Raw genomic sequence first — 25,136 nt, forward strand, 5'->3', positions numbered from 1 at the left:
GGATGACCTTCGTAGCGGATGATGCCGCGCTGTGACGGGGGACGGCGGCTTTCCGGGGATCGTACCGGTCGGTGACCACAACTGGGCAAGCCAGGAAGCCGAGTCGGCGGCCGAAGAGTGTTGACGGGGTGTGATCTTCTTCTCCAAGAAAACACCCCGTATCCGGACATCTAGCCCTGGAATCGATACTCTTCGAGCAGCCTGCGACCGATGATCATTTTCTGGATCTCGGCGGTACCTTCACCGATGAGCAGCATCGGTGCCTCTCGGTAGAGGCGCTCGATCTCGTACTCCTTGGAGAAGCCGTAGCCGCCGTGGATTCGGAAGGCGTCTTCCACGACCTCCTTGCAGTACTCGGAGGCGAGGTACTTCGCCATCCCAGCCTCAAGGTCGTTTCGCTCCCCGGAGTCCTTTTTGCGTGCCGCGTTGACCATCATCGCATGCGCGGCCTCGACCTTGGTAGCCATCTCGGCCAGCTTGAACTGGATCGCCTGGTGCTGGGCGATCGCCTTGCCGAAAGTGTGACGCTGCTGGGCGTACTGGACACCGAGTTCGAAAGCACGTTGAGCGACGCCACAGCCACGCGCCGCGACATTGACACGGCCGACCTCGACCCCGTCCATCATTTGGTAAAAACCTCGGCCGGTGACGCCACCGAGCACGCGATCGGCCGGAATTCGCAGGCCGTCCATGATCAGTTCGGTGGTGTCGACGCCCTTGTAGCCCATCTTGTCGATCTTCCCGGGGATGGTGAGGCCGGGGCGGACCTCTCCGAAGCCGGGCTCCTTCTCGACGAGGAAGGTCGTCATCGACTTGTGGGGCGCGGTGCCCTCGGGGTGTCCTTCATCACTTCGGACGAGAACGGCGACCAGACTTGACGTTCCACCGTTCGTCAGCCACATCTTCTGGCCGTTGAGGACGTACTCGTCGCCGTCCTTGACCGCCTTGGACGTGATGGCCGACACATCGGAACCCAGGCCCGGCTCCGACATCGAGAACGCGCCACGGATGTCGCCGGCCGCCATGCGCGGCAGGAAGTGGTCCTTCTGCTCCTGCGTGCCGTGCTGCTTGAGCATGTAGGCCACGATGAAGTGGGTGTTGATGATGCCGGACACCGACATCCAGCCGCGGGCGATCTCCTCGACGCACAGCGCGTACGTCAGGAGCGACTCGCCCAGACCGCCGTACTCCTCCGGGATCATCAGGCCGAACAGGCCCAACTCCTTGAGCCCGTCGACGATCGCTTGCGGGTACTCGTCGCGGTGCTCCAGCTCGGTCGCGACCGGGATGATCTCCTTGTCCACGAAGTCGCGGACGGTGGAGAGGATTTCCTGCTGGACGTCGGTCAGACCGGCGGTCTGGGCGAGGCGTGCCATGGGGCTCAGCCCTCCTGAAGTTCCGGGCGGCCGGGCTGTTCGCCGCCGCGCTCCTTGATGTAGGTCTCGGTGGGCACCATGACCTTGCGGCGGAACACGCAGACCAGCGTGCCGTCCTGCTTGTAGCCCTTGGTCTCGACGTAGACGATCCCGCGGTCGTTCTTCGACTTCGACGGCCATTTGTCGAGCACGGTCGTCTGGCCGTAGATCGTGTCGCCGTGGAAGGTCGGCGCCACGTGCTTCAGCGACTCGATCTCCAGGTTGGCGATCGCCTTGCCGGAGATGTCCGGGACGGACATGCCGAGCAGCAGCGAGTAGATGTAGTTCCCGACGACGACGTTCTTGCCGAAGTCCGTCGTCTTCTCCGCATAGTTGGTGTCCATGTGGAGCGGGTGGTGGTTCATGGTGAGGAGACAGAACAGGTGGTCGTCGTACTCCGTGACCGTCTTCCCCGGCCAGTGCTTGTACGTCGCCCCGACCTCGAACTCCTCGTAGGTGCGCCCGAACTGCATGGCCTTACGCCTCCGGAATCTCGAACTTGCTGGTGCGCTGCATGCCGGCGGCCCGGCCCTTGCCGGAGATGACGAGCGCCATCTTGCGGCTGGCCTCGTCGATCATCTCGTCGCCGAGCATCGCGGAGCCCTTCTTGCCGCCCGCCTCGGACGTGTAGTAGTCGTACGCGTCCAGGATCAGCTCGGCGTGGTCGTAGTCCTCCTGGGAGGGCGAGAAGATCTCGTTGGACGCCTCGACCTGGCCCGGGTGCAGCACCCACTTGCCGTCGAAACCGAGGGCCGCGGCGCGCTGGGCGACCTCGCGGTAGCCGTCGATGTTGCGGATCTGGAGGTAGGGGCCGTCGATCGCCTGGAGGTTGTTGGCGCGGGCGGCCATCAGGATCTTCATCAGGATGTAGTGGTAGGCGTCCGCCGGGTAGCCGGGCGGCTGCTCGCCCACGACCAGCGACTTCATGTTGATCGACGCCATGAAGTCGGCCGGGCCGAAGATGATCGTCTCGACGCGCTGGGACGCCGTCGCGATCTCGTTGACGTTGTTCAGACCCTGCGCGTTCTCGATCTGTGCCTCGATGCCGATCTTGCCGACCTCGAAGCCCATGGTCTTCTCGATTTGGGTCAGCAGGAGGTCCAGGGCGACGATCTGCTCGGCCGTCTGCACCTTCGGCAGCATGATGCAGTCGAGGTTCTGCCCGGCGCCCTCGACGACGGTCACGACGTCGCGGTACGTCCACTCGGTCGTCCAGTCGTTGACGCGGACCACGCGCGTCTTGCCGGTCCAGTCGCCCTCGTTGAGGAACTTGACGATCGTGTGCCGCGCCTCGGGCTTGGCGAGCGGGGCGCACGCGTCCTCCAGGTCCAGGAAGACCTGGTCCGCCGGGAGGCCCTGCGCCTTCTCCAGGAAGCGGGGGTTGCTTCCCGGCACCGCGAGACACGAGCGGCGGGGACGCAGACGGTTGACGGTCATGCGGGGACCTCCAGGGGGTCGAGCTTGTTCGCTTTCCGGATCTCGTCGACGATGCGGCCGATGATTCCGGTGATGTCGAAGTCCTTCGGGGTGAAGACGGCGGCCACTCCGGCGGCCCTGAGCTGCTCGGCATCGCCATTCGGGATGATGCCACCGGCGATCACCGGGATATCTGTGGCACCGGCCACATGGAGCCGCTCCAGCACGTCCGGCACCAGCTGGGCGTGCGAGCCGGACAGGATGGACAGGCCGACCGCGTGCACGTCCTCGGCGAGGGCCGCGTCCACGATCTGCTCCGGGGTGAGCCGGATGCCCTGGTAGACCACCTCGAACCCGGCGTCACGGGCCCGCACGGCGATCTGCTCGGCCCCGTTGGAGTGCCCGTCCAGGCCCGGCTTGCCGACCAGGAACCGCAGCTTGCCGACGCCGAGGTCCTTGGCCGTCAGGTCGACCCGGCGGCGGACGTCCGCCATGGGCGAGCCCTCCTCGGCGGGGACGGCCACCGGCGCGGAGGACACGCCCGTCGGGGCGCGGAACTCGCCGAACACCTCGCGCAGCGCCCCGGCCCACTCGCCGGTCGTGACCCCGGCGCGGGCGCACTCCAGGGTGGCCTCCATGAGGTTGCCGGTGCCCTTCGCGGCCTCCTTCAGCCTCTCCAGCGCCTTGCAGGGGCGCGGGTGGTTGAAGGGCGGCTGGTAGCGGGTGTCGCGCCAGTGCTGGAGGCCGGCGATGACGCGGGCCTCGACCGCCGGGTCGACCGTCTGGATCGCGGTGTCCAGGTCGGCCGTCAGCGGGTTGGGCTCGGTCGTCTCGAAGATGTTGACGCCGATGATCTTCTCCTGGCCGGACTCGATCCGGGCCCGGCGCTCGGCGTGCGAGGAGACGAGCTGCGACTTGAGGTAGCCGGACTCGACGGCGGCCATCGCGCCGCCCATCTCCTGGATGCGCTCGATCTCGGCGAGGGACTCCTCGACGAGCTTGCTCACCTTCGCCTCGATGACGTGCGAGCCCTCGAAGATGTCCTCGTACTCCAGCAGGTCGCTCTCGTGCGCCAGCACCTGCTGGATGCGCAGCGACCACTGCTGGTCCCAGGGCCGGGGGAGGCCCAGGGCCTCGTTCCAGGCGGGGAGTTGGACGGCACGCGCGCGTGCGTCCTTGGAGAGGGTGACGGCCAGCATCTCCAGGACGATCCGCTGGACGTTGTTCTCCGGCTGCGCCTCGGTCAGACCGAGGGAGTTGACCTGGACGCCGTACCGGAAGCGGCGCTGCTTGGGGTTCTCGATGCCGTACCGCTCCAGCGTGATCTTGTCCCAGATCCGCCCGAACGCCCGCATCTTGCACATCTCCTCGATGAAGCGGACGCCCGCGTTCACGAAGAAGGAGATCCGGGCGACGACGTCACCGAACTTCTCGGCCGGCACCTGACCGGAGTCGCGGACGGCGTCCAGGACCGCGATCGCCGTCGACATCGCGTACGCGATCTCCTGGACCGGTGTGGCCCCGGCCTCCTGCAGGTGGTAGCTGCAGATGTTGATCGGGTTCCACTTCGGGATGTGGGAGACCGTGTACGCGATCATGTCGGTCGTCAGCCGGAGCGACGGTCCCGGCGGGAAGACGTGCGTCCCCCGGGACAGGTACTCCTTGACGATGTCGTTCTGGGTCGTGCCCTGGAGCTTGGTGATGTCGGCGCCCTGCTCCTCGGCGACGACCTGGTAGAGCGCCAGCAGCCACATGGCGGTGGCGTTGATCGTCATCGAGGTGTTCATCTGCTCCAGGGGGATGTCCTGGAACAGTCGGCGCATGTCACCGAGGTGCGCGATCGGCACACCGACCCGGCCGACCTCGCCGCGGGCGAGGATGTGGTCGGAGTCGTAGCCGGTCTGCGTCGGAAGGTCGAACGCGACCGACAGGCCGGTCTGCCCCTTGGCGAGATTGCGCCGGTACAGCTCGTTGGACGCCTCGGCCGTGGAGTGGCCGGCGTACGTGCGCATGAGCCACGGCCGGTCCTTCTCCCGCGTGCCTTCGGCGGGCTGACGCTCAGTCATCTATGACCCCGGGTGTCTCAGATGTTGCGGAAGCGGTTGATGGCGTCGATGTGCTTGGCGCGCATCTCCTCGTCGCGCACGCCCAGGCCCTCCTCGGGGGCCAGGCAGAGCACGCCGACCTTGCCCTGGTGGAGGTTGCGGTGCACGTCGTAGGCGGCCTGGCCGGTCTCCTCCAGGGAGTAGACCTTCGACAGCGTCGGGTGGATCTTGCCCTTCGCGACCAGCCGGTTGGCCTCCCAGGCCTCGCGGTAGTTGGCGAAGTGCGAGCCGATGATCTTCTTCAGCGACATCCACAGGTAGCGGTTGTCGTACTCGTGGTTGTACCCGGAGGTCGAGGCGCAGGTGACGATCGTGCCGCCCTTGCGGGTGACGTACACGGAGGCGCCGAAGGTCTCGCGGCCCGGGTGCTCGAAGACGATGTCGACGTCCTCGCCGCCGGTGAGCTCACGGATGCGCTTGCCGAACCGCTTCCACTCGCGCGGGTCCTGCTCCTGCTCGTTCTTCCAGAACCTGTAGCCCTCGGCGTTGCGGTCGATGATCGCCTCGGCGCCCATCGCGCGGCAGATGTCCGCCTTCTGGTCGCTGGAGACGACACAGATCGGGTTGGCGCCACCGGCCAGCGCGAACTGCGTGGCGTACGAGCCGAGTCCGCCGCTCGCGCCCCAGATCAGGACGTTGTCGCCTTGCTTCATACCGGCGCCGTTGCGGGAGACCAGCTGGCGGTACGCGGTGGAGTTCACGAGCCCCGGAGCGGCGGCCTCCTCCCAGCTGAGGTGGTCCGGCTTGGGCATCAGCTGGTTGGACTTCACGAGCGCGATCTCGGCGAGCCCGCCGAAGTTGGTCTCGAAGCCCCAGATCCGCTGCTCGGGGTCGAGCATCGTGTCGTTGTGGCCGTCGGACGACTCCAGCTCGACGGACAGACAGTGCGCGACGACCTCGTCACCGGGCTTCCAGGCGTTGACGCCGGGGCCGGTGCGCAGGACGACGCCCGCGAGGTCGGAGCCGATGATGTGGTACGGCAGGTCGTGGCGCTTGGTGAGCTCGCTGAGGCGGCCGTAGCGCTCGAGGAAGCCGAAGGTGGACAGCGGCTCGAAGATCGAGGTCCACACCGAGTTGTAGTTGACACTCGATGCCATGACGGCGACCAGCGCCTCGCCGGGGCCGAGCTCCGGCAGGGCCACCTCGTCGAGGTGGAGCGACTTGCGCGGGTCCTTGTCCCGGGTCTCCAGACCCGCGAACATCTCCGTCTCGTCCTTGTGCACGGTGATCGCGCGGTACGACTCTGGGAGCGGCAGGGCGGCGAAGTCGGCCGGCGTCGAGTCCGGCGACTGGATCGCGTCCAGGATGTCCTTGGTGGTCACGGTATTGCCTCCGGCGATACGCGTCCTGAGGGAGGGACGCTGAGGGTTACGTCGGTGCCGTCGGTTCGGCGGTCTTGGTGTGCGGCAGCGCTTTGTGGCGCGGGAGGTTGCCTGTGACGCAGGCGTCCGGGCGGGGCAAGTCGATGACTTGTTGGGACAGCCGACGTACGCATGGTCTCTGCACGCCGGCCGCCCGGACTCCTTCAACGTATGACACCGCGTGTCACCTGGCAAGGCACTGAGTGCCAGCAACTGCTCTCAGGTGAAATCTTTACGTAACAAATGAGCGATGATCGATCGAATACGGCTTGAAATCCGCTCGAAAAGGGGCTCTGACATGCCAAAACGGCCACCCCGAAGGGTGGCCGTCATCACAGCGCGGGAAGGGGCTCAGCGGTCCTTGAGGGCCTCTTCGATGGTCCGCATCACCTGGTCCAGCGGGGCGTCGGTGCGGGCGACCGTCACCAGGACCTCGCCGTGCGTGGAGACCGTCGCGGCGGACGGCTGCGGGGTGGCGGTGCGGCCGGCCCCGATGCCGGTCCCGAACGTCTTCCGTACGATCGCGAAGGCGTGGTCCAGCTGCGCCTCCACGTCGCCCTGGCCGCCGGCCCGGAGCCAGCGCCGCAGCACATGGTTGTGGGCGGTGACCACGGCGGACGCGGCGACCTCGGCGAGCAGCGGGTCGTCGTTGGCGTCGTCGTCGTGCGCGTGCTCGTCGAAGTGGCCGAGCAGATAGCGGGTGAACAGGCGCTCGTAGCGGGCCACCGACGCGATCTCCGCCTCGCGCAGGGTGGGCACCTCGCGCGTGAGCTTGTAGCGGGCGACCGAGATCTCCGGCCGGGCCGCGTACATCCGCATGACTTCCTTGATGCCGTTGCACACCGTGTCGAGCGGATGCTCGTGCGGGGGAGCCGCGTTGAGCACGGCCTCGGCACGGATCAGGGTGTCGTCGTGATCGGGGAAGATCGCCTCTTCCTTGGAGCGGAAGTGGCGGAAGAACGTACGGCGCGCGACTCCGGCCGCGGCCGCGATCTCGTCGACGGTGGTCGCCTCGTACCCCTTGGTCGAGAACAGCTCCATCGCCGCGGCCGCCAGTTCTCGGCGCATCTTGAGCCGCTGGGCGGCCGCGCGACTGCCTGCGGCACTCTCCGGCGCGTCGGGCGTAGCTGGTGTACGTGAGGACTTGGCGGGCTGGGACATGACCCGAACGTACTGCATGTGCGCAGGTTGGCGCTCATGTCCCGGGGAGCCCCCGCCCGCCGCGGGCGGGGGGTTTCCGTGGGGGTCGAGCAGCCCGCCCCAGTCCTCGTTCGCTCTGAACCAGTCGCCGGACGACTCAGCGGCGGGCATATTCGCGGAAGCCGCGGCCGGTCTTGCGGCCGAGGCAGCCCGCGGCCACCAGGTGCTCCAGGAGCGGGGCCGGGGCCAGGCCCGGGTCCCGGAACTCGCGGTGCAGGACCTTCTCGATGGCGAGCGAGACGTCGAGTCCGACGACGTCCAGCAGCTCGAAGGGGCCCATGGGGTAGCCGCCGCCGAGCTTCATCGCGGCGTCGATGTCGTCGAGGGAGGCGTAGTGCTCCTCGACCATCTTGATGGCGTTGTTGAGGTACGGGAACAGGAGCGCGTTCACGATGAAGCCGGCCCGGTCGCCGCAGTCCACCGCGTGCTTGCGGATCTTGGCGCAGACCTCGCGGACCGTCGCGTGGACGTCGTCGGCGGTCAGCACCGTGCGCACGACCTCGACCAGCTTCATCGCCGGGGCGGGGTTGAAGAAGTGCATGCCGATCACGTCCTGCGGGCGCGAGGTGGCGCGGGCGCAGGCGACGACCGGGAGTGAGGAGGTGGTGGTGGCCAGGACCGCGCCCGGCTTGCAGACCTTGTCCAGCGTCTGGAACAGCTGCTGCTTGACCTCCAGGTCCTCGGCGACGGCCTCCAGGGCCAGGTCGACGTCCGCGAAGGCGTCGTAGGAGCCCGCCGGGGTGATCAGGTCCAGGGTCTGCGCGGCGGCCTCGGCGGTCATCCGGCCCTTGTCGACCGAGCGCGAGAGCGACTTGCCGATACGGGCCTTGGCGGCCTGTGCCTTCTCCTCGCTGCGGGCGGCGAGGACGACCTGGTACCCGGCCTTGGCGAAGACCTCGGCGATGCCGGACGCCATGGTGCCGGAGCCCGCGACACCGACGGAGCGGACCGTGCGGCCCTGGGCCTGGGAGCCGCCCTCGGCAGGCGTCAGGGCGTCCGGGACGACCGTCGCGCTGCCCGGTGCCTCGTAGGAGTAGAAGCCGCGGCCCGACTTACGGCCCGTCAGGCCCGCCTCGCTGAGCTGCTTGAGGATCGGGGCGGGGGCGTGCAGCCGGTCGTGGGACTCGGCGTACATCGCGTCCAGGACGGTGCGCGCGGTGTCGATGCCGATCAGGTCGAGCAGGGCGAGCGGGCCCATCGGCAGTCCGCAGCCGAGCCGCATCGCGGCGTCGATGTCCTCGCGGGAGGCGTACTTCGCCTCGTACATCGCGGCGGCCTGGTTGAGGTAGCCGAACAGCAGCCCGTCGGCGACGAAACCGGGCCGGTCGCCGACCGCGACGGGCTCCTTGCCCAGGTCGAGCGCGAGATCGGTGACCGCAGTGACGGCATGCGGTGCGGTCAGCACCGAGGAGACCACCTCGACCAGCTTCATCGCGGGCGCCGGGTTGAAGAAGTGCAGGCCGAGCACGCGCTCCGGACGGGCCGAGTCGGCCGCGAGCCGGGTGACGGACAGCGCGTTGGTGCCGGTCGCCAGGATCGTCTCGGGTCGCACGATGCCGTCGAGTTCACGGAAGATCTGGTGCTTGATCTCGTACGACTCCGGGACCACCTCGATGACCAGGTCCGCGCCGGCCGCGGTGCGCAGGTCGGTGGAGGTGCGGACCCGGGCGAGAACGTCCGCGCGCTGCTCCTCGGTCAGCCGGCCGCGGGCCACGGCCCGGCCGGTGGAGGTCTCCAGGGCGGCGACGGCCTGGGCGGTCGCGGCCTCGCTGATGTCGATGCCGAGGACCGTGCGGCCGGCCTTGGCGAGGACCTCGGCGATGCCGGTGCCCATGGTGCCGAGGCCGACGACGGCGACGGTCTGGATCGGGGACAGAGGGGTGTCGGACAGGGGAGCGGCCATCGCGGGACTCCAGGAATGAGGGTGACGACTGGGAGCGCGACCCGGTACGCCGAAGGGCGCACCGGGTGCGTGGAACATGCGAGATGCGGGTGTTGCCGGGCTACTTGCGCACACGCCCGGTGGTGCGATGCCGTCGTCGCGGGCGTGCACACGCCCGGAGAACGGTGAAGCCGACCGGCCCTGTCCCAAGCCGCGTCGTACTGAAGTACCGGTACCTGAGGTACCGAACCGACTGCTCTTGCGGCGGCTGCGTCACCAGGCCACCGCAAGGAGTTCCGCGAGTGGGTAACTCGCTCGATTGAGCTTAACCCGCGGGTAACGAGCGCGCCAGCCCCCGGTCTTTGTGATGTACGTCCCTCGCCCCCTTTGCCCCGCCTAGGCTGCCCTTCATGGACGAAGAGTTGCGATCACTCACGGAGCGCTTACGGCAGGAGTCGGGGGCGTCGGCGGTCTACGAGCGGCTGGCGAAGACGAAGGACCTCGACGAGCTGGCGGCGGTGCTGACCGAGCCCGGACAGCCGCTGTGGGCACGGGAGCTGGCCGCGTTCCGCCTGGGATTGGCCGGCGACTCCCGTGCCTTCGAGGCCCTCGTCCTGCTGCTCAACCACCGTGACCCGCAGCGCTGCGCCTCCGCCGCCCACGCCCTGGCCCGCCTCGGCGACCCGCGCACCGCCCGCGCGGCGGCGGCCCTGGCCACCAACGAACTGCGGGTCGCCTACGCCCTGCACCCGGTGCGGCTGCTCGCCGAACTGCGCGCGCCCGAGTCCGTCCCCGCCCTCATCACCACCCTGGAGCGACGCCTGCGCCCGCACGACCCCTACCGCCGCGTGGCACTCGCCTGCGTCGAAGGCCTCGGCACCCTCGGCGACGCCCGCGCCAGACCCGTACTGTACGAGGCTCTGGCGCATCCGGCGCTGGCGGAGGCGGCGGTGCACGCGCTGGCGCGGATTCCTAGCGCGCGGTGAGGCTCTTGACGTACCGCACCTCGGGCACCGGAACCCCGTCCACCTCGAACGGCTCCTCGGCGCCGTCGGGGTGGAACCCCGCCCGTTCGTAGAAGGCACGGGCACGGGTGTTGCCCGCGAGGACCCAGAGGTACAGCCGCGAGTGACCAGCGGCCGCGCACTGTCGTACCGCCTCCTGGAGCAGGGCGTGTCCGATGCCGCCGCCGAACCGCGCCGCGTCGACGTAGATCGCGTACAACTCGGCGTCGGACGTGCGCACTTCACCGTCCCGGTACGGACCGTGCGCGGCCCACCCCACAAGCTCGCCGTCCCGTTCCGCGACGAGGTTCACCACGCTGCCGTCGGACTGCCGGAAGCGCTCGCGACGGCGCTCGGCGTCCTCGGCCACGCTCAGCGCGTCCAGATACGGCTGCGGCATCAGCCCCCGGTACGCGGTCTGCCAGCCCCGGATGCGGATCTCGGCGACGCGCTCGCAGTCGTCGAGCGTCATCTCCCGGACCTGGATCACGGGGCGATCACCGCGAACGCCTCGACCTCCATCAGGAACTCGGGCCGCACCAGCGACGCGACCTGCACCGCCGAGGCGGCCGGCAACCGGTCGTCGGGTATGTGCGCGGCGCGGGCCGCCCGGATCGCCGGCATGTGTGCCATGTCCGTGACGAAGTAGGTGAGCTTGACGACGTCGTCGAAGGTCGCCCCCGCGGCGGCGAGAGCGCGGCGGAGGTTCTCGAAGACCTGGCGGGCCTGCGCGGCCGCGTCGCCCTCGCCGACGAGCTTGCCGTTCTCGTCCAGGGCGAGCTGGCCGGAGATCGCTACGAACGTGCCGGTGCCCATGACGACGTGGGAGTACTGGGCGGCGGGGGCGAGCCCGTCGGGGGCGGGAATCCTGGTCAGCTCACTCATGCGTCCATGGTGGACCATGGGTCTGACAACGCCCGCCCCCGCGGGATCAGATGGCGCTCAGCCGCGGAAGCCGAGCATGCCGTGCAGCGTCGAGCCGCGCGACGCCGACGACGTCGAGCTCAGCGGCTTCGGGTCGGGCAGCGCGTCGCACACCGCGTCCACCTCGCCGCCACTGCGCGGCACCGTGCCGTCGGTCAGGTACGCCGCCAGGTGCTTGTCCAGGCAGGCGTTCCCGCTCAGCGTGATGCCGTGGTTCCCGCCGCCCTGCTCGACCACCAGGCTGGAGCCGTGCAGCAGACGGTGGACCATCACTCCGCCCTGGTACGGGGTGGCCGCGTCGTTCGTCGCCTGGAAGAGCAGCACCGGCGGCAGATCGCCGTTGGCGACGTCCACGGGCTCCAGGGAGCCGGTCGGCCAGAACGCGCACGGCGCGTTGTACCAGGCGTTGTTCCAGGTCATGAACGGCGCCTTCTTGTACACCGCCCAGTTGTCGTTCCGCCACTGGCTCCAGTCGCGCGGCCAGTCGGCGTCACGGCACTGCACCGAGGTGTAGATGCTGTAGCCGTTGTCGCCGGAGGCGTCGACGGCGGCGAAGTTCTCGTACGCCTCGACCAGCGGGTCGGCGTTCTTGTCGTTCACGTACGCGGCGAACGCCTCGGCCAGATAGGGCCAGTAGCCGTTGTAGTAGCCGCCCGGGATGAAGGTGTCCTCGAACTCCGAGGCGCCGACCTTCCCGCCCGCGGGCTTCTTCGCCAGCTGGGCCCGCACCTTGTACCACTTGGCCTCGATCTTCGCCGGATCGGTGCCGAGCTTGTACGTTGCGTCGTACTTGGCGACCCACGCCATGAACGCGAGGTGGCGGTCGTTGAAGGCGTAGTCCTGGCCGAGGTTGTCGTCGTACCAGACGCCGGTCGGGTCGACGATCGAGTCCAGGACCAGACGTCGTACGCGCTCCGGGAAGAGCTTGGCGTAGACCGCGCCCAGGTAGGTGCCGTACGAGTAACCGAAGTAGTTGATCTTCTTCGCGCCCAGCGCCGCGCGGATCGAGTCCATGTCACGCACGGCCTGGACCGTGTTGATGTACGGCAGCAGGTCGGCGTACTTCTTGCCGCAGGCGGTCGCGAAGGACTTGGCGCGCTGGAGGTTGGCCTTCTCGATCGCGGGGGTGCTCGGCACCGAGTCGGGGCGGACGGGGTTGAAGTGGCCGGGCTTGCAGTCGAGGGCCGGCTTGCTCTTGCCCACACCGCGCGGGTCGAAGCCGATGACGTCGTACTGCGCCGCGACCGCCTTGGGCAGCGAGCCCGCCACGAAGCCGGCCAGCGTCAGACCGCTGCCGCCGGGACCGCCGGGGTTGACCAGCAGCGGGCCCTGGGACTTCTTCGCGGTGTGCGGGACACGGGACAGCGCGAGCGTGATCTGCCGCCCGTGCGGGTCGTCGTGGTCGAGTGGGACCTTGAGGGACGCGCACTGGAGCGTCGGGTAGTTCGTGGTGCCGCAGCTCTTCCAGGTGAGCTTCGCGGCCGGAGCGGTGTCCGCGGTGCGCGGAGTGCTCGCGTCGGCGGGCAGGGCGGTGAAACTCCCGGCCATGACGACAGCGGCGCCGCACAGCACGGCTGCGCGTTTTCTCATGGAGTCCTCCCAGGACGGAGGTTGGCGGACCGCGAATGTCACGGTCCATGCCGCATCGTTCCGGAAAGGCCGCTCGGAGGAACGGATTCATCGCGTAATTCACTGTTTCGGCACCGAAATGGCTGAGATGCCTCAGCCGAGATGAGGACCGTCCCGCCCTTCGACAGCATGGGCGATCCTCATCCGCGTCGACGGGTGCATACGCAGCGCGGCGAGCTCACGCAGCGGGACGAAACGGACCGTGCGGGACTCCTCGCTGGTCCGCAACCGGCCACCGGTGACAGCTCCGTGGAAGACCAGTGAGCACTCCTGGCTCACGGTTCCGTCGTCGTACGAGGTGACGTGCCGCGGGTCGGAGTACAGGCCGACCAGCCCGGTGACCACGATGTCCAGGCCGGTCTCCTCACGCACCTCCCGCACCGCGGCCTGGGTGAACGACTCGCCCACGTCGACGAGTCCGCCCGGCAGCGCCCAGAACCCGTCGTCCGACCGTTCGATGAGGAGCAGGTCTCCCGCCTCGTCGCGCACCACCGCGCTGACGACCGGCCACAGCCGGTTGGCGACCGGGGCCTCGGGGTCGTCGAAGTGGTCCTGCTTCACGCCGCCTCCTGCGCAGTTCGTGGGAAAGAAGGTGATGACGGGTCGTCACCGGGCATGATGCGCCCGTCCGAGTGTGCCGTGGGGGAGCGTCATGGGCAGGGTTTTCATCAGCTATCACGCCGACGACGGCGCAGCCACGGCGCACCGCCTCGTCGAGACCCTCCGGGCGGCCGGGTACGAGGACTGCTTCGCCTACGCGCTGCCCGGCCACGGCATAGCCGTCTCCTACCCCTGGCGCGACGAACTGCGCCGCAACCTGCTGGCCGCCGAGGCGCTCGTGGTGGTCACCACGCCGGGCTCCGCCGCCGAGTGGTGCGTCTGGGAGGTCTCCGTCTTCCGGGAGCGCAAACCCTCGGCGCCCGTGGTCGAGCTGAGGGTCGACGGGGCTCAGGGCCGGGCGCTGCTGGACACTCTGCAAGCGCTGAAGGTCCGTCCCGGCGACCCGCGGTCCATGGCGGACGCCGAACGCGCGATCCTCAAGCGGCTCGCCGAGGGCGGCGTCTCCCGCGGAGCCGCCCTGACCGCCATCTTCCCGGGGCTGAACCCCTTTCAGGAGGAGCACGCCCGTGTCTTCTTCGGCCGGGACGAGGACATCGACGCGCTCACCCGACCGCTGCTGGGCCGCCGCCGCAACGGCGCCCTGGCCGTCATCGGGCCCTCAGGCGCGGGCAAGTCCTCACTCGTACGCGCCGGCCTGGTACCGGCCCTGCGCTCACGCCCGGCCGCTTCCGACGGAAGCGCCCCCTTCTGGATCGTCCTCGGCCCGGTGACCCCCGCGCGCGGTGGCCTCGCAGCCCTCGCGCACGCTATTGCCGAGGTACGCCGGGACCTGGGGTTCGGTGCGGACACCGGGCCGCTCGTGCTCCAGCGGCTACGGGAACGCCCCGAAGGCCTCGCCGAGACCCTCGACGGCATCTCCGCGCGCGTGCCGGACGCGCGGCTCCTCGTGATCGTCGACCAGGCCGAGGAACTGCTGCTGCCCGAGGCCGACACGGACGCTGCGCTGCTCGTCGCCGCGCTGGCCGAGGCGGTACGTCGGAACAGCTGGCTGGTGTACACCGTGCGGGCCGACTTCCTGGACGCGCTGATGCGGTTCGAGGCCTTCGAGCCGCTGCTGCGCGACCACCATCTCGTCAAGCCGCTCGGCCGCAGCGAACTGCCCCGGATCGTCAACGCGCCCCTGGACACGCTGGGCTGGCGGCTCGACGACCAGGCCCTCGGCCTCATCCAGGAGGACGCCGCCGGGGAGGCCCTGCCGCTGCTGGCCTTCGCACTCCAGCGGCTGTGGCGGCACGTCAACCCCGACGGCGTGCGGCCGCCGAGGGACATCACACGGGTCGAGTACGAGACCTCGGGCCGGGTCCAGCAAGTCCTCACGGACCAGGCCGAGGAGGCGTTCCGGATCGCCCGTGACAGCCTCACCGACGGTGAGCACAGCACCGTACGGGACGCCGAGCGGGCGGTCCTCAAGGCGCTCGGGCGGCTCGTGTCGGTCGACGAGTCGGGCAAGTACACCCGGCGTCCCGTGGCCCTGCACGACCTTCCGGAACGTGAACTGCGGTTGCTGCGGCCGTTCGTGGAGTGCCGGGTGCTGACGACGGTCCGGCATCCGGTGGAGCGTGCGCGCTCGGGGGACGCGGGCTGGGAACGCTTCACCGAGGACGCCTTCGAGGTTGCCCACGAGAGCCTGTTCGTGCACTGGCCCCGGCTGAGGGAAAACCTGGAACGCGACCACGACGCCCTGCGCGCACGCCGGGAGATCGAGGAGACGGTCGTCGACTGGTCCCGCTACGGACGGCAGCCGGACCAACTGATACCGGCCTCGCGGCTCATGCGCCTGGTGTCGGTGTTGTCCGGGCGCATGGGGGAGGCCTTCGCCGCCGCGTGGCCGGAACTGCACGGGACTCTGACCGACCTCCACTTGTCGGGCGCTGCCCTCGACCTCGTTGCGCAGTCCCTTCAGCGCACGGCGGACGACGAGGTCAGACGGGGTGAGCTCCTGGTCGAGAGCGACCCTCGGGCCGTCCTGCGCCTCCTGGCGGGCGACGGCTCGGCGCAGGGTGACCTGTTGCTGGGACTGCTGCTCTACGCGCCCGACCTCGACGGCTGGCGGCATCTGCTGCGGCGCGCGATGGCGGCCCACCCTCAACTGCGCTGCTTCCGGGCTCAGGAGGCGGGTCTGTGGGGCGTCGCCTGGTCGCCGGACGACACGCTGCTCGTCACGGCGTCCAAGGACGGGTGCGTGCGCGTGCTTGATGCCGACACCGGTGAGGTGCGGGCGACGTTCCGGCATGCCAGGGAGGCGCGCGGGGACGGGCCGGGGTGGGTGCGGTCGGTGGACTGGTCGCCGGACGGTGAGTTGATCGCGTCCGTCGCGACGGACGAGACGCTGCGGTTGTGGTCCTGGCCCGGGGGCGACGAGGTGCGGGTGGTGCCGCTCGACGACCGGCCGTGGTCGGTGCGGTTCTCTCCTGACGGGCGGTACGTGTTGGTCGCGTGCGCGGACGGGACGGCGCGGGTGTGGGAGGCGCGGGGGAGGGGGCGGGAGCCGGTCAGGACGTGCGTGAGTGTGGATGGGGAGGGGCGGGCTGTTCGGTTGTGGGATGCGGACATCGCTGCCGACGGGCGGGTGGCTACGGCTCGGGAGGACGGGGTGATCGACGTTCACGTGCCGGAGGGGGAGGGCGTGAGACACCTGGACTGGGGGGATCCGGCACGGCGGAAGCCGGTCAGGACCGTGCGCTTCAGACCGGGGGCCGGCACCATGCTGGCGTGCGGAGACCAGAACAACCAGGTACTCGTGGGCCTCGCGCCCTCGCACGGGGGGTACTCCGATCGCCGCCTCGACGGTCACACGGAACAGGTCAGAAGGGTGGCCTGGTCGCCCTCCGGCCAGAGCTTGGCGAGCGCCGGGGCCGACGCGACGGTGCGTACGTGGTATGTGCGCGGCAGTAAACAACTGGAGGTGCTCCAGGGGCACGCCCAAGGAGTGTGCGACGTCGCCTGGTCCCACCGGGGGCACCGGCTCGCCAGTGCTTCCGATGACGGCACGGTACGGATCTGGCAGACCACTCCCGAGGGTGAACTGAACAACTGGGCCATGAGTTTTGTCGAAGGCGCGGGCGTAGCGGACCCGGATGCCGTCCATTGGTGCGCGGACGGGGTCCACTGCGCTGTCGTGGAGAACGGCGGCAGCAGTGTGTCGCTCTGGGAGCTACGGGAGGAACTGGGCGATTCGGGCCGGTCGAGCGACTTGCACAGGACCGCCGTACTCACCGACGCGCACGACGTCGTGACTGACGCGCGCTGGTCCGCGGACGGGGAGTGGCTGGCCGTGGTCTCGCGCGACCGGACCTGGCTGCCGCGCGTCTACGACCGCAAGGGCACTCTCCGTCCGACGCCGCGGGGATGGACCCGGCACGCGAGCTTTCTGAGTGCCGTCGACTGGCATCCGCTGCGCGCGGAGTTCGCCGTCGCTGGTCAGGACAACCTCGTCACCGTCAACACCCTGGACGCCACCGTGGTCGAGTACCGCGGCGACAAGGTCTTCACCGCCGTCGCCTGGCACCCCGAGGGCACGGCCCTCGCCGTCGGCTGCACGGACGGCACCGTCCTCGTGCTCGATCGCGGCGAGGAGGGGCTCGTCGCACGGCTTCCGCTGATGGGCCACCGCCAGGACGTGCTCTCCTTCGCCTGGTCGCCCGACGGCACGCTGCTCCTGTCCGGCTCCGCGGACGAGACCGTGCAGCTCTGGGACGTGGCGGCGGGAGGCCGTGTCACAGTGCTGAACCACCAGGGCTCCGCGGTGCGAGAGGTGGGCTGGCGGAAGGGCACGCGCCTCGCCTTCACCAGGACAGAGACCGGCGAGTTCTACTCCTGGGACATCTCCGACGCCCTGAGCCGCCCCCAGTGCGGCCCCACCGGCTCAGACCCCGCCCCCCTCATCACCGAAGCCCGCCTCCGAGCCCGCTGACCCTCACCACCCGAACCGCGCCAACGCCTCCAGCAGCACCGGCTCGCGCACGCCCACGGGCCCCGTCGCCACCTCCGCGAACGCCATGCCGACCCGCGGAGCCGCCCCGTCGCACACCGGGTCGTCGCCCACCATCAGGCACTCCTCGGGGGCCACGCCCAACCGTCGGACGGTGACATGGAAGAGCTCCGGGTCGGGCTTGGCGCGGCCCTCCTCGTACGAGAGGACGTACTGCTCGACGTACCGGTCCGAGCCGTGCCGGACGAACGCCTCACGGATGTCCCAGGAGATGTTGCTCAGTACGCCCACACGCACCCCCGCTCCCGCGAGCCGTTCCAGCGCCGGGAGCGTGTCCTCGTACGCATGCCAGCTGGCCGCTGACCCCAGGCGGTCGTAGATCCGCGCGAAGTCGGCCTCGCTCAGTCCGGCCAGCCGGAACAGGGTGCCGTAGGCGCGGTGGTTGGCCTCGGGGGAGAGGTCCCGGTCCGTCCAGTCGCGGAGTTGCGCCGGTGTCATACGGTCCACGAACTCAGCCGGGTGGCGCAGGGCGTGGACCACGCGGGCCCGCAGTTCCGGCGTCGGCGCGGCCTGCGCGTCGAACAGCCAGTCATGGCCGGGCAGCCGCCCGAACAGCGTTCCCGAGAAGTCGAACACCACCGCGCGCAGGGCATCGTTCACGCGCCCATTCTGCCCGGGCCCGGCCGGTCAGATCAGCGTCAACTGGGTCGGCTCCTGGACGTCCGGCTCGGGGACCGGCGTGATCCGGCGGGGCATGCCCGTGTCCGCGGGGCCGATGCCGTACTCCCGGGCCAGTTCGTGCACCTGGCGGGTCACCCGGCGCTGGTACCACTTCGGGGCGTAGGAGCCGTCGGCGTACAGGCGCTCGTAGCGGCGTACCAGGTGCGGGTGGTGGTGGGTCAGCCAGGACATGAACCACTCGCGTGCGCCGGGGCGCAGATGGAGGACCAGCGGGGTGACCGAGGTCGCCCCGGCCGCCGCGATCGCCCGTACGGTGGCGCGGAGTTGGGCCGGTTCGTCGCTCAGGAACGGGATCACCGGCGCCATCAGGACGCCGCAGCCGATGCCGTGGTCGGCCAGGGTGCGGACGACGTCCAGACGGCGTTCGGGGGCAGGGGTACCCGGTTCCACCGTGCGCCACAGGTCCGGGTCCGTGAAGCCGACCGAGACCGAGATGCCGACGTCCGTCACCTCGTGCGCCCGCTTCAGCAGGTCGAGGTCGCGCAGGATCAGCGTGCCCTTGGTGAGGATCGAGAACGGGTTCGCGTGGTCGGTGAGGGCGCCGATGATGCCCGGCATCAGGCGGTAGCGGCCCTCCGCGCGCTGGTAGCAGTCGACGTTCGTGCCCATCGCTATGTGCTCGCCCTGCCAGCGGCGTGAGCCGAGCTGGCGGCGCAGCAGCTCCGGGGCGTTCGCCTTGACCACGATCTGCGAGTCGAAGCCGAGGCCGGTGTCGAGGTCCAGGTAGCTGTGCGTCTTGCGGGCGAAGCAGTACACGCACGCGTGTGAGCAGCCCCGATAGGGGTTGACCGTCCACTGGAAGGACATCCGGGAGACCGCGGGCACCCGGTTGATGATCGACCGGGCCCGGATCTCGTGAAAGGTGATGCCGGCGAATTCGGGCGTGTCGAACGTCCGGCTGGTCACCGCGTCGGCGCCGAACAGGGCGGCGTCGGCCCTGCCGTGTTCGGCGGACTCTGTGAGGTTCTCCCAGCGCATGAGGCCTCCTCGGTAGCACTGAGCAGAGAATAGAACACATGTTCCCTTGATCGTGCGACTGTCTTTTCCGGGGGCGCTCCCGCGTGTCGCGCGCGACCCCGATTTGGGCGCCCGGGGACCGGGGTGGTTGGCTTGGCCCCACCCCCGAAATCCAGGTCCTGGAGGATTCCAATGGCGCAGGTCGAGGCCACCACCGAGCGGGTCGTCGCCGCGGACGCGGAGAAGGTGTTCGACGCCCTCGCCGACTACAGCGGCACGCGGCAGAAGCTGCTGCCCGAGCACTTCAGCGAGTACGAGGTGCGCGAGGGCGGCGACGGCGAGGGCACCCTCGTCCACTGGAAGCTCCAGGCCACCAGCAAGCGCGTGCGCGACTGCCTCCTGGAGGTCAGCGAGCCCACCGACGGCGAGCTCGTCGAGAAGGACCGCAACTCCTCCATGGTCACCACCTGGCGGGTCACACCGGCCGGTGAGGGCAAGTCCCGTGTCGTCGTGACCACCGTCTGGAACGGCGCCGGCGGCATCGGCGGCTTCTTCGAGAAGACCTTCGCCCCGAAGGGTCTCAGCCGGATCTACGACGCGGTGCTCGCCAACCTCGCCACCGAGGTCGAGAAGTAAGTCCCCGGTGAGCGGGGGTCGTTGATCCCCTCACCGGATCGAGTGGATCTCCGTCCACCGTACCGGTCTGCCGTAACTCGACGCGCTTGCTCGTAGTTGTCGCATTAAGCGGGAATTGTGAGGGCGCGGCGAGGGGAGCGGACACGTGGGCGGGACCACTCTGGTGCAGGAGGACCTCCGGGGCGAACCGGCCCCGGAAAGCCCGCGGCTCGCCGTCCCCGAACCCGCCGGGAGCGTCGAACTCGGCCCGCGCCGGGTGCGGTTGGTCTTCGTCGGGCTGATGCTCGCGCTGCTGCTGGCCGCGCTGGAGCAGATGATCGTCGCCACCGCGCTGCCGAAGATCGTCGGCGAGCTGCACGGCCTGGACAAAATGTCCTGGGCGATCACCGCCTACCTCCTCACGGCCACGATCGGCCTGCCGGTCTACGGCAAGCTCGGCGACCTCCTCGGCCGCAAGGGCGTCTTCCAGTTCGCGATCGTCGTCTTCGTCATCGGCTCCGCCCTCGCCGGACGGGCCCGGACGATGGACCAGTTGATCGCCTTCCGCGCGGTGCAGGGCGTCGGTGCGGGCGGCCTCATGATCGGTGTGCAGGCGATCATCGCCGACATCGTGCCGCCCCGGGAGCGCGGCCGCTTCATGGGCCTCATCGGCGCCGCGTTCGGCCTCGCCTCCGTCGCCGGACCCCTGTTGGGCGGCTACTTCACGGACCACCTCTCCTGGCGGTGGTGCTTCTACATCAACATCCCCTTCGGCCTGGTCACCCTGGCCGTCGTCACCGTCGTCCTCAAACTGCCCAAGCCGCGCACCAGGGCCCGGCTCGACATCCTGGGCATGCTGCTGCTCGCCGCGGCCTCCACCTGCCTGGTCCTGCTGACCAGTTGGGGCGGCACCGAGTACGCCTGGGACTCACGGATGATCCTCGGGCTCGGCGCCGGCGCGGTGGCGGCCACCCTCCTCTTCCTCGTCGCCGAGCACTTCGCGCCCGAACCCCTCATCCCGCTGCGGCTGTTCAGGGACTCGGTCTTCAACATCACCGGCCTGGTGGGCCTGGTGGTCGGCGTCGCCCTCTTCGGCGCCGCCAGCTATCTGCCCACCTTCCTGCAGATGGTCGACGGGGCCAGCGCCACCGAGTCGGGGCTGCTGATGCTGCCCATGATGGGCGGCATCGTCGGCGCCTCGATCATCTCCGGACAACTCATCAGCCACACCGGCCGCTACAAGCTCTGGCCCGTCCTCGGCGGCGCGCTCTCGGTCCTCGGCATGTGGCTGCTGTCCCGGCTCGAGGTCGACACGCCCCGGCTGCACTACAGCCTCTGGATGGCCGTCCTCGGCGCCGGTATCGGCATGGTGATGCCGGTCCTCATCCTCGCCGTGCAGAACTCGGTGCGCCCCGCCGACCTCGGCACGGCGACGAGCGCCAACAACTACTTCCGCCAGATCGGCGGCTCGGTCGGCGCGGCGATCTTCGGCACGCTCTTCGCCGACCGGCTCTCCGACGCCCTCGCGAAGCGCCTGCCCCCGACCGCGGGGCTGCCCGACGCCGAGTCCATCACCCCGCAGCTCGTCCACGCGCTGCCCCCGCGGCTGCGCGACGCCTACATCCAGGCGTACGCCGACGCCATGCCGCGGATCTTCCTCTACCTTGTGCCGGTCCTCGTCCTCGGACTGCTCACGGCCTTCTTCCTCAAGGAGAAACCTCTGGTGTCCCACAACGCCGCCGAAACCGAGCCCGCGCCCCTGAACACGCCGATCCCGCAGGCCCGTTCGCCGTACGCCGCCGGAATCCCGGTGTGCGGCACCGTGCAGCACCCGGACGGGACCGTCGTCCCGCGCGCGGCGCTCACGCTGATCGACGTCGGCGGTCAGCAGATCGGCCGGGGCGCGAGCGGCGGGGACGGCCGGTACGCGCTGTCGACGCCGGGATCGGGGTCGTACGTCCTGATCGCGGCGGCGGGCGGACACCAGCCGCAGGCCGTCTCCGTGACCGTCGGCGAGCGGCCCGTCGAACTCGACGTCGTCCTCGGCGGCGCCGGGCGCCTGGCCGGGAGCGTGGTGACCGCGGACGGCACCATCGTGCGGGACGCCACCGTCACCCTCACCAACGTGCACGGCGAGGTCGTCGCCACCACGCGCAGCGGGCGCGAGGGCGGCTATGTCATCACCGAACTCGTGGCGGGGGAGTACACCCTGGCCGCCAGCGCCCCCGCCTTCCGCCCGGCCGCGCTCCCCGTCACCGTGCAGGCCGCCCGGGAGACCCGCCAGGACATCGAGCTGGCCGGCGGGGCCGTGCTGCGCGGGACGGTACGGGCGAGCGGCGGGCGTCCCGTCGAGGACGCGCGCGTGACGCTGCTGGACGCGGCGGGCAACGTCGTGGACACGCTCACCACCGGCGCCGACGGAACGTTCCGGTTCGTCGACCTCTCCTCCGGCGAGTACACCGTCATCGCCGCGGGCTACCCGCCGATCGCCACCGTCCTCCAGGTCGCGGGCGGCGGCCGCACGGAACGGGACCTCCAGCTGGGGCACGAGGACTGAGACTGAGCAAGCCGGATACGGCGGCTGAAAACCCGTCAGTAACCCCACGACGCCCCCAACCGGCCGTTTCCGTCCGGCCAGGGGGCGCGCGGGGCGCGCGGCGGTCGATCCGGCGGGGTCAATTCCCGCATTGCCGCACATCACCACCGGCCGCGGCCGTACGGTGGAACGGTCGGCACAGATCTTTGCGGAGCCGTGGGAGAGAGGGCCTGGGCCATGGACCGTGGCAGTGCGAGGGACACACCTCCCGGCCGCGGCGCTGGGAGCGGAGCGGTGGAGACCGCCGCGGTCGGACGCATCCCGCTGGCCGTGGTCGTGGTGGACCGCGCCGGCCTCGTCTCCCACTGGAGCCGGGGAGCGCGCCGCCTGTTCGGCGCCGCCAAGGAGGAGGCGATCGGGCGCGCCGCGGTCGATCTGCTGCCCGTCTCCGGAGCGCTGCCCGACGAGGACGACACCGTGCCCTACGGGGCGTACGACGCCTACGACGGCCTCGGACCCGACCTGGAGTCCTCCCTCGGCGGCAGGCTCGCCTACCCGGCTGCGGGCCGCGCCCGGCTCACGGTCACCGAGGGCGAGCGGCTGGACGTGCTCTGGTGGGCCTATCCCCTGATCGGCCCCGGGGACGAGCGGCTGCTGGTGCTGGCCGCCGACGCGGACGCCCTCAAGGCCGACGACCCCGACGACGAGATCGCCGTCGAGCGCATCGCTCCGGCCTTCGCGCTCCACACCGACTTCCCCGGCGCCGAGGAGCTGGCCCGCAGGCTCCCCGAGATCCTGCCCAACATGAGCGTCGAGGAAGGCGCCCGGATCGTCTCCCAGATACTGGAACTGGGCTACCCCGTCCTGGAGTTCAGCCAGAACGACCGGGTGCCCGTCACCCCCGACTGGGGTGTCCCGCGGCGCACCGAGCGCAAGGCGCGCCGGGAGCGGGCCGCGCGCGCCGCGGCCGACGGTCTGCCGCTGCCGCAGGGCATCGCGGAGGAGGACGGCGAGGACCTCGAGTACGCGGCCGTACGCGAGCGGCTGGAATTCCTCAACGAGGTCAGCGGCCGCATCGGAACCTCCCTCGACCTGTCCAAGACCATCATCGAGGTCAGCCGCGCCGTCGTCCCCCGCTTCACCGACGTCGCCGGCACGTATCTGCGCGAACAGGTCGTCGCCGGCGAGGGGTTCCCCGAGGGCGTGCCGGACACCACCACCATGTGGCACCGGGTCGCCGTCGAGCACACCGACGAACCCGGCCGCTGGGACGACGTGGTGCCGGTCGGCGAGGCCATGCCGTTCCCCGCGCACACCCCGTTCTTCCAGTGCATGACCACCGGCGAACCCGTCCTCGTGCCCCGCATCAGCGAGCAGATGGGCCACGCCATCGCCGCGCAGTTCGAGAAGCGCGACATCCGGCCCCTGATCACGCACCGCTCGATGCTGGTCGTCCCGCTCAAGGCCCGCAATGTGGTCCTCGGCTTCATGATCCTGCTGCGGCACCCGGAGCGCGTCGAGTTCAACGACATGGACCGGGTCACAGGCGCCGAACTCGCCGCCCGCGCGGGCCTCGTGCTGGACAACGCGCGCATGTACACCTACCAGGAGAGCGTCGCCGAGACCCTCCAGGACAGCATGCTGCCGCACATCCCGCCGCGCATGGCGGGCTGCGACATCGCCACCCGCTATCTGCCGGGCACCCTGCTCGGCCGCGTCGGCGGCGACTGGTTCGACTCCGTGAAGCTGCCGGGCGCCCGCACCGCCCTCGTCGTCGGCGACGTCATGGGGCACGGCCTCAACTCGGCCGCGATGATGGGGCAGTTGCGTACGGCCGTGCAGACCATGGCCGCCATGGACCTGCCGCCCGCGCAACTGCTCCGCAACCTCGACGACCTCGCCCAGCGCCTCGGCGACACCTACCTCGCGACCTGTCTGTACGCCGTCTACGACCCGATCGCCAGTGAGGTGCACATCGCCAACGCGGGCCACATCCCGCCGGTGATCGTGCACGCCGAGGACGGCCGCAGCGAGCTGCTGAACCTGCCGACCGGCGCCCCCATCGGCGTCGGCGGGGTGCCGTTCGAGGCGGTACGCGTGCGCGTGCAGCCCGGCGACCGGCTCGTGATGTGCACCGACGGACTGGTCGAGGTGCGCGGCGAGGACATCGGCGTGGGGCTGGCCACGCTGTGCGAGTCCGCCGCCCACCCGGCCGCGTCCATGGACGACGCCTGCGACACCATCATCCGCGCCCTCAACACGCGCGGCGGCCGCAAGGACGACGTCGCCCTGCTGATGGCCCGGCTGAACGGCATCGAGCCGGACGACGTCGCCGAGTGGCGGCTCGCCCTCGACCCGATCGAGGTCGGCCGGGCCCGCGCCACCGTGAGGGAACAGCTGCACGAGTGGGGGCTGGGACGGCTGGCCGACACCACCGAGCTCATGGTGAGCGAGCTCGTCACCAACGCCGTACGGCACTCCCACAGCCGCCCCGTCGAGCTGCGGCTGGTGCGGGGCGAGACGCTGCTGTGCGAGGTGGACGACGACGACCACGAACTGCCCACGCTGCTGAACGCCGGTCCTGATGACGAGTTCGGGCGCGGGCTGCGCATCGTCAGCACGCTGGCGCGGGAGTGGGGCGCGAGCCGGACGAACGCCGGCAAGACCGTCTGGTTCGAACAGACGTTGCCGCGACGCTGACACTCTGCCGGGGCGCGCGGGGCGCCCGGGGGCGTACACAGCTCGTACGAGGGGTGAAGGAATGCGCTCGGCGCTTGTAGCCGTGACCAGGGCGCGATA

At 70.1% G+C, this 25,136-nt stretch carries 18 protein-coding genes; 5 read left to right on the forward strand and 13 right to left on the reverse strand.

Annotation, left to right across the window (positions count from 1 at the left end):
* Positions 1-170: 170 nt before the first annotated feature.
* The 7 genes from IQ210_RS35245 to IQ210_RS35275 form a co-directional block, all read right to left on the reverse strand.
* A complete protein-coding gene (locus IQ210_RS35245) occupies positions 171-1,376 on the reverse strand; it encodes an acyl-CoA dehydrogenase family protein (RefSeq protein WP_194083261.1) in 1,206 nt (401 codons plus the stop codon).
* Positions 1,377-1,381: 5 nt separating this feature from the next.
* Positions 1,382-1,888 carry a MaoC family dehydratase gene (locus IQ210_RS35250; protein ID WP_059195327.1) on the reverse strand — a complete coding sequence of 169 codons (507 nt, stop codon included), beginning with the start codon at positions 1,886-1,888 and terminating at the stop codon, positions 1,382-1,384.
* Positions 1,889-1,892: 4 nt separating this feature from the next.
* Positions 1,893-2,852 carry an HpcH/HpaI aldolase/citrate lyase family protein gene (locus tag IQ210_RS35255; RefSeq protein ID WP_031475710.1) on the reverse strand — a complete coding sequence of 320 codons (960 nt, stop codon included), beginning with the start codon at positions 2,850-2,852 and terminating at the stop codon, positions 1,893-1,895.
* The gene (locus IQ210_RS35260) at positions 2,849-4,897 is read right to left on the reverse strand and encodes a protein meaA (protein WP_194083262.1); all 2,049 of its coding nucleotides are present in this window, start codon (positions 4,895-4,897) and stop codon (positions 2,849-2,851) included. The genes IQ210_RS35255 and IQ210_RS35260 overlap by 4 nt, the downstream gene beginning before the upstream one ends.
* Positions 4,898-4,914: 17 nt before the next feature.
* Positions 4,915-6,258, reverse strand: a complete 1,344-nt coding sequence (ccrA, locus tag IQ210_RS35265) for a crotonyl-CoA carboxylase/reductase (RefSeq protein WP_194083263.1) — start codon at positions 6,256-6,258, stop codon at positions 4,915-4,917.
* A gap of 390 nt (positions 6,259-6,648) precedes the next feature.
* Positions 6,649-7,458, reverse strand: coding sequence for a TetR family transcriptional regulator (locus tag IQ210_RS35270; RefSeq protein WP_194083264.1), 810 nt, complete (start codon positions 7,456-7,458; stop codon positions 6,649-6,651).
* Between the two features lie 136 nt (positions 7,459-7,594).
* A complete protein-coding gene (locus IQ210_RS35275; RefSeq protein ID WP_194083265.1) occupies positions 7,595-9,400 on the reverse strand; it encodes a 3-hydroxyacyl-CoA dehydrogenase family protein in 1,806 nt (601 codons plus the stop codon).
* Between the two features lie 389 nt (positions 9,401-9,789).
* Between IQ210_RS35275 and IQ210_RS35280 the strand changes: the two genes are divergently transcribed.
* The gene (locus IQ210_RS35280; RefSeq protein WP_194083266.1) at positions 9,790-10,365 is read left to right on the forward strand and encodes an adenylosuccinate lyase; all 576 of its coding nucleotides are present in this window, start codon (positions 9,790-9,792) and stop codon (positions 10,363-10,365) included.
* Here the strand turns inward: IQ210_RS35280 and IQ210_RS35285 are convergent.
* The 4 genes from IQ210_RS35285 to IQ210_RS35300 form a co-directional block, all read right to left on the reverse strand.
* Positions 10,352-10,855, reverse strand: coding sequence for a GNAT family N-acetyltransferase (locus IQ210_RS35285; protein ID WP_194083407.1), 504 nt, complete (start codon positions 10,853-10,855; stop codon positions 10,352-10,354). The genes IQ210_RS35280 and IQ210_RS35285 overlap by 14 nt on opposite strands.
* Positions 10,856-10,869: 14 nt before the next feature.
* Positions 10,870-11,268, reverse strand: a complete 399-nt coding sequence (locus tag IQ210_RS35290) for a Rid family hydrolase (RefSeq protein ID WP_194083267.1) — start codon at positions 11,266-11,268, stop codon at positions 10,870-10,872.
* Between the two features lie 57 nt (positions 11,269-11,325).
* The gene (locus IQ210_RS35295) at positions 11,326-12,897 is read right to left on the reverse strand and encodes an alpha/beta hydrolase (protein WP_194083268.1); all 1,572 of its coding nucleotides are present in this window, start codon (positions 12,895-12,897) and stop codon (positions 11,326-11,328) included.
* Between the two features lie 132 nt (positions 12,898-13,029).
* Positions 13,030-13,497, reverse strand: a complete 468-nt coding sequence (locus IQ210_RS35300) for an NUDIX hydrolase (RefSeq protein WP_194083269.1) — start codon at positions 13,495-13,497, stop codon at positions 13,030-13,032.
* 91 nt (positions 13,498-13,588) lie between these two features.
* Here IQ210_RS35300 and IQ210_RS35305 point away from each other — a divergent pair, with 91 nt between their 5' ends.
* Entirely contained in the window at positions 13,589-17,470 is a 3,882-nt protein-coding gene (locus IQ210_RS35305) for an nSTAND1 domain-containing NTPase (protein WP_194083270.1), read from the forward strand.
* A 3-nt stretch (positions 17,471-17,473) separates the two neighbouring features.
* Here IQ210_RS35305 and IQ210_RS35310 read toward each other — a convergent pair whose 3' ends face one another.
* Positions 17,474-18,148, reverse strand: coding sequence for an HAD family hydrolase (locus IQ210_RS35310; protein WP_194083271.1), 675 nt, complete (start codon positions 18,146-18,148; stop codon positions 17,474-17,476).
* 27 nt (positions 18,149-18,175) lie between these two features.
* Complete coding sequence (locus IQ210_RS35315) at positions 18,176-19,207, reverse strand: Rv2578c family radical SAM protein (RefSeq protein WP_194083272.1); 1,032 nt, start codon at positions 19,205-19,207, stop codon at positions 18,176-18,178.
* 171 nt (positions 19,208-19,378) lie between these two features.
* Between IQ210_RS35315 and IQ210_RS35320 the strand changes: the two genes are divergently transcribed.
* The 3 genes from IQ210_RS35320 to IQ210_RS35330 all read left to right on the forward strand — a co-directional run bounded on the left by IQ210_RS35320 (position 19,379) and on the right by IQ210_RS35330 (position 25,037).
* Positions 19,379-19,822: an SRPBCC family protein gene (locus IQ210_RS35320; RefSeq protein ID WP_194083273.1), complete on the forward strand. Its 444-nt coding sequence runs from the start codon at positions 19,379-19,381 to the stop codon at positions 19,820-19,822.
* Positions 19,823-19,967: 145 nt separating this feature from the next.
* A complete protein-coding gene (locus IQ210_RS35325; protein WP_194083274.1) occupies positions 19,968-22,358 on the forward strand; it encodes an MFS transporter in 2,391 nt (796 codons plus the stop codon).
* Positions 22,359-22,574: 216 nt separating this feature from the next.
* On the forward strand, positions 22,575-25,037 hold the full coding sequence (locus tag IQ210_RS35330; RefSeq protein WP_194083275.1) for an ATP-binding SpoIIE family protein phosphatase: 2,463 nt from the start codon (positions 22,575-22,577) through the stop codon (positions 25,035-25,037).
* The last annotated feature ends 99 nt before the right edge of the window (positions 25,038-25,136 follow it).

This window comes from Streptomyces justiciae (genome assembly GCF_015163075.1).
GTDB classification, from domain to species: Bacteria; Actinomycetota; Actinomycetes; order Streptomycetales; family Streptomycetaceae; genus Streptomyces; species Streptomyces justiciae.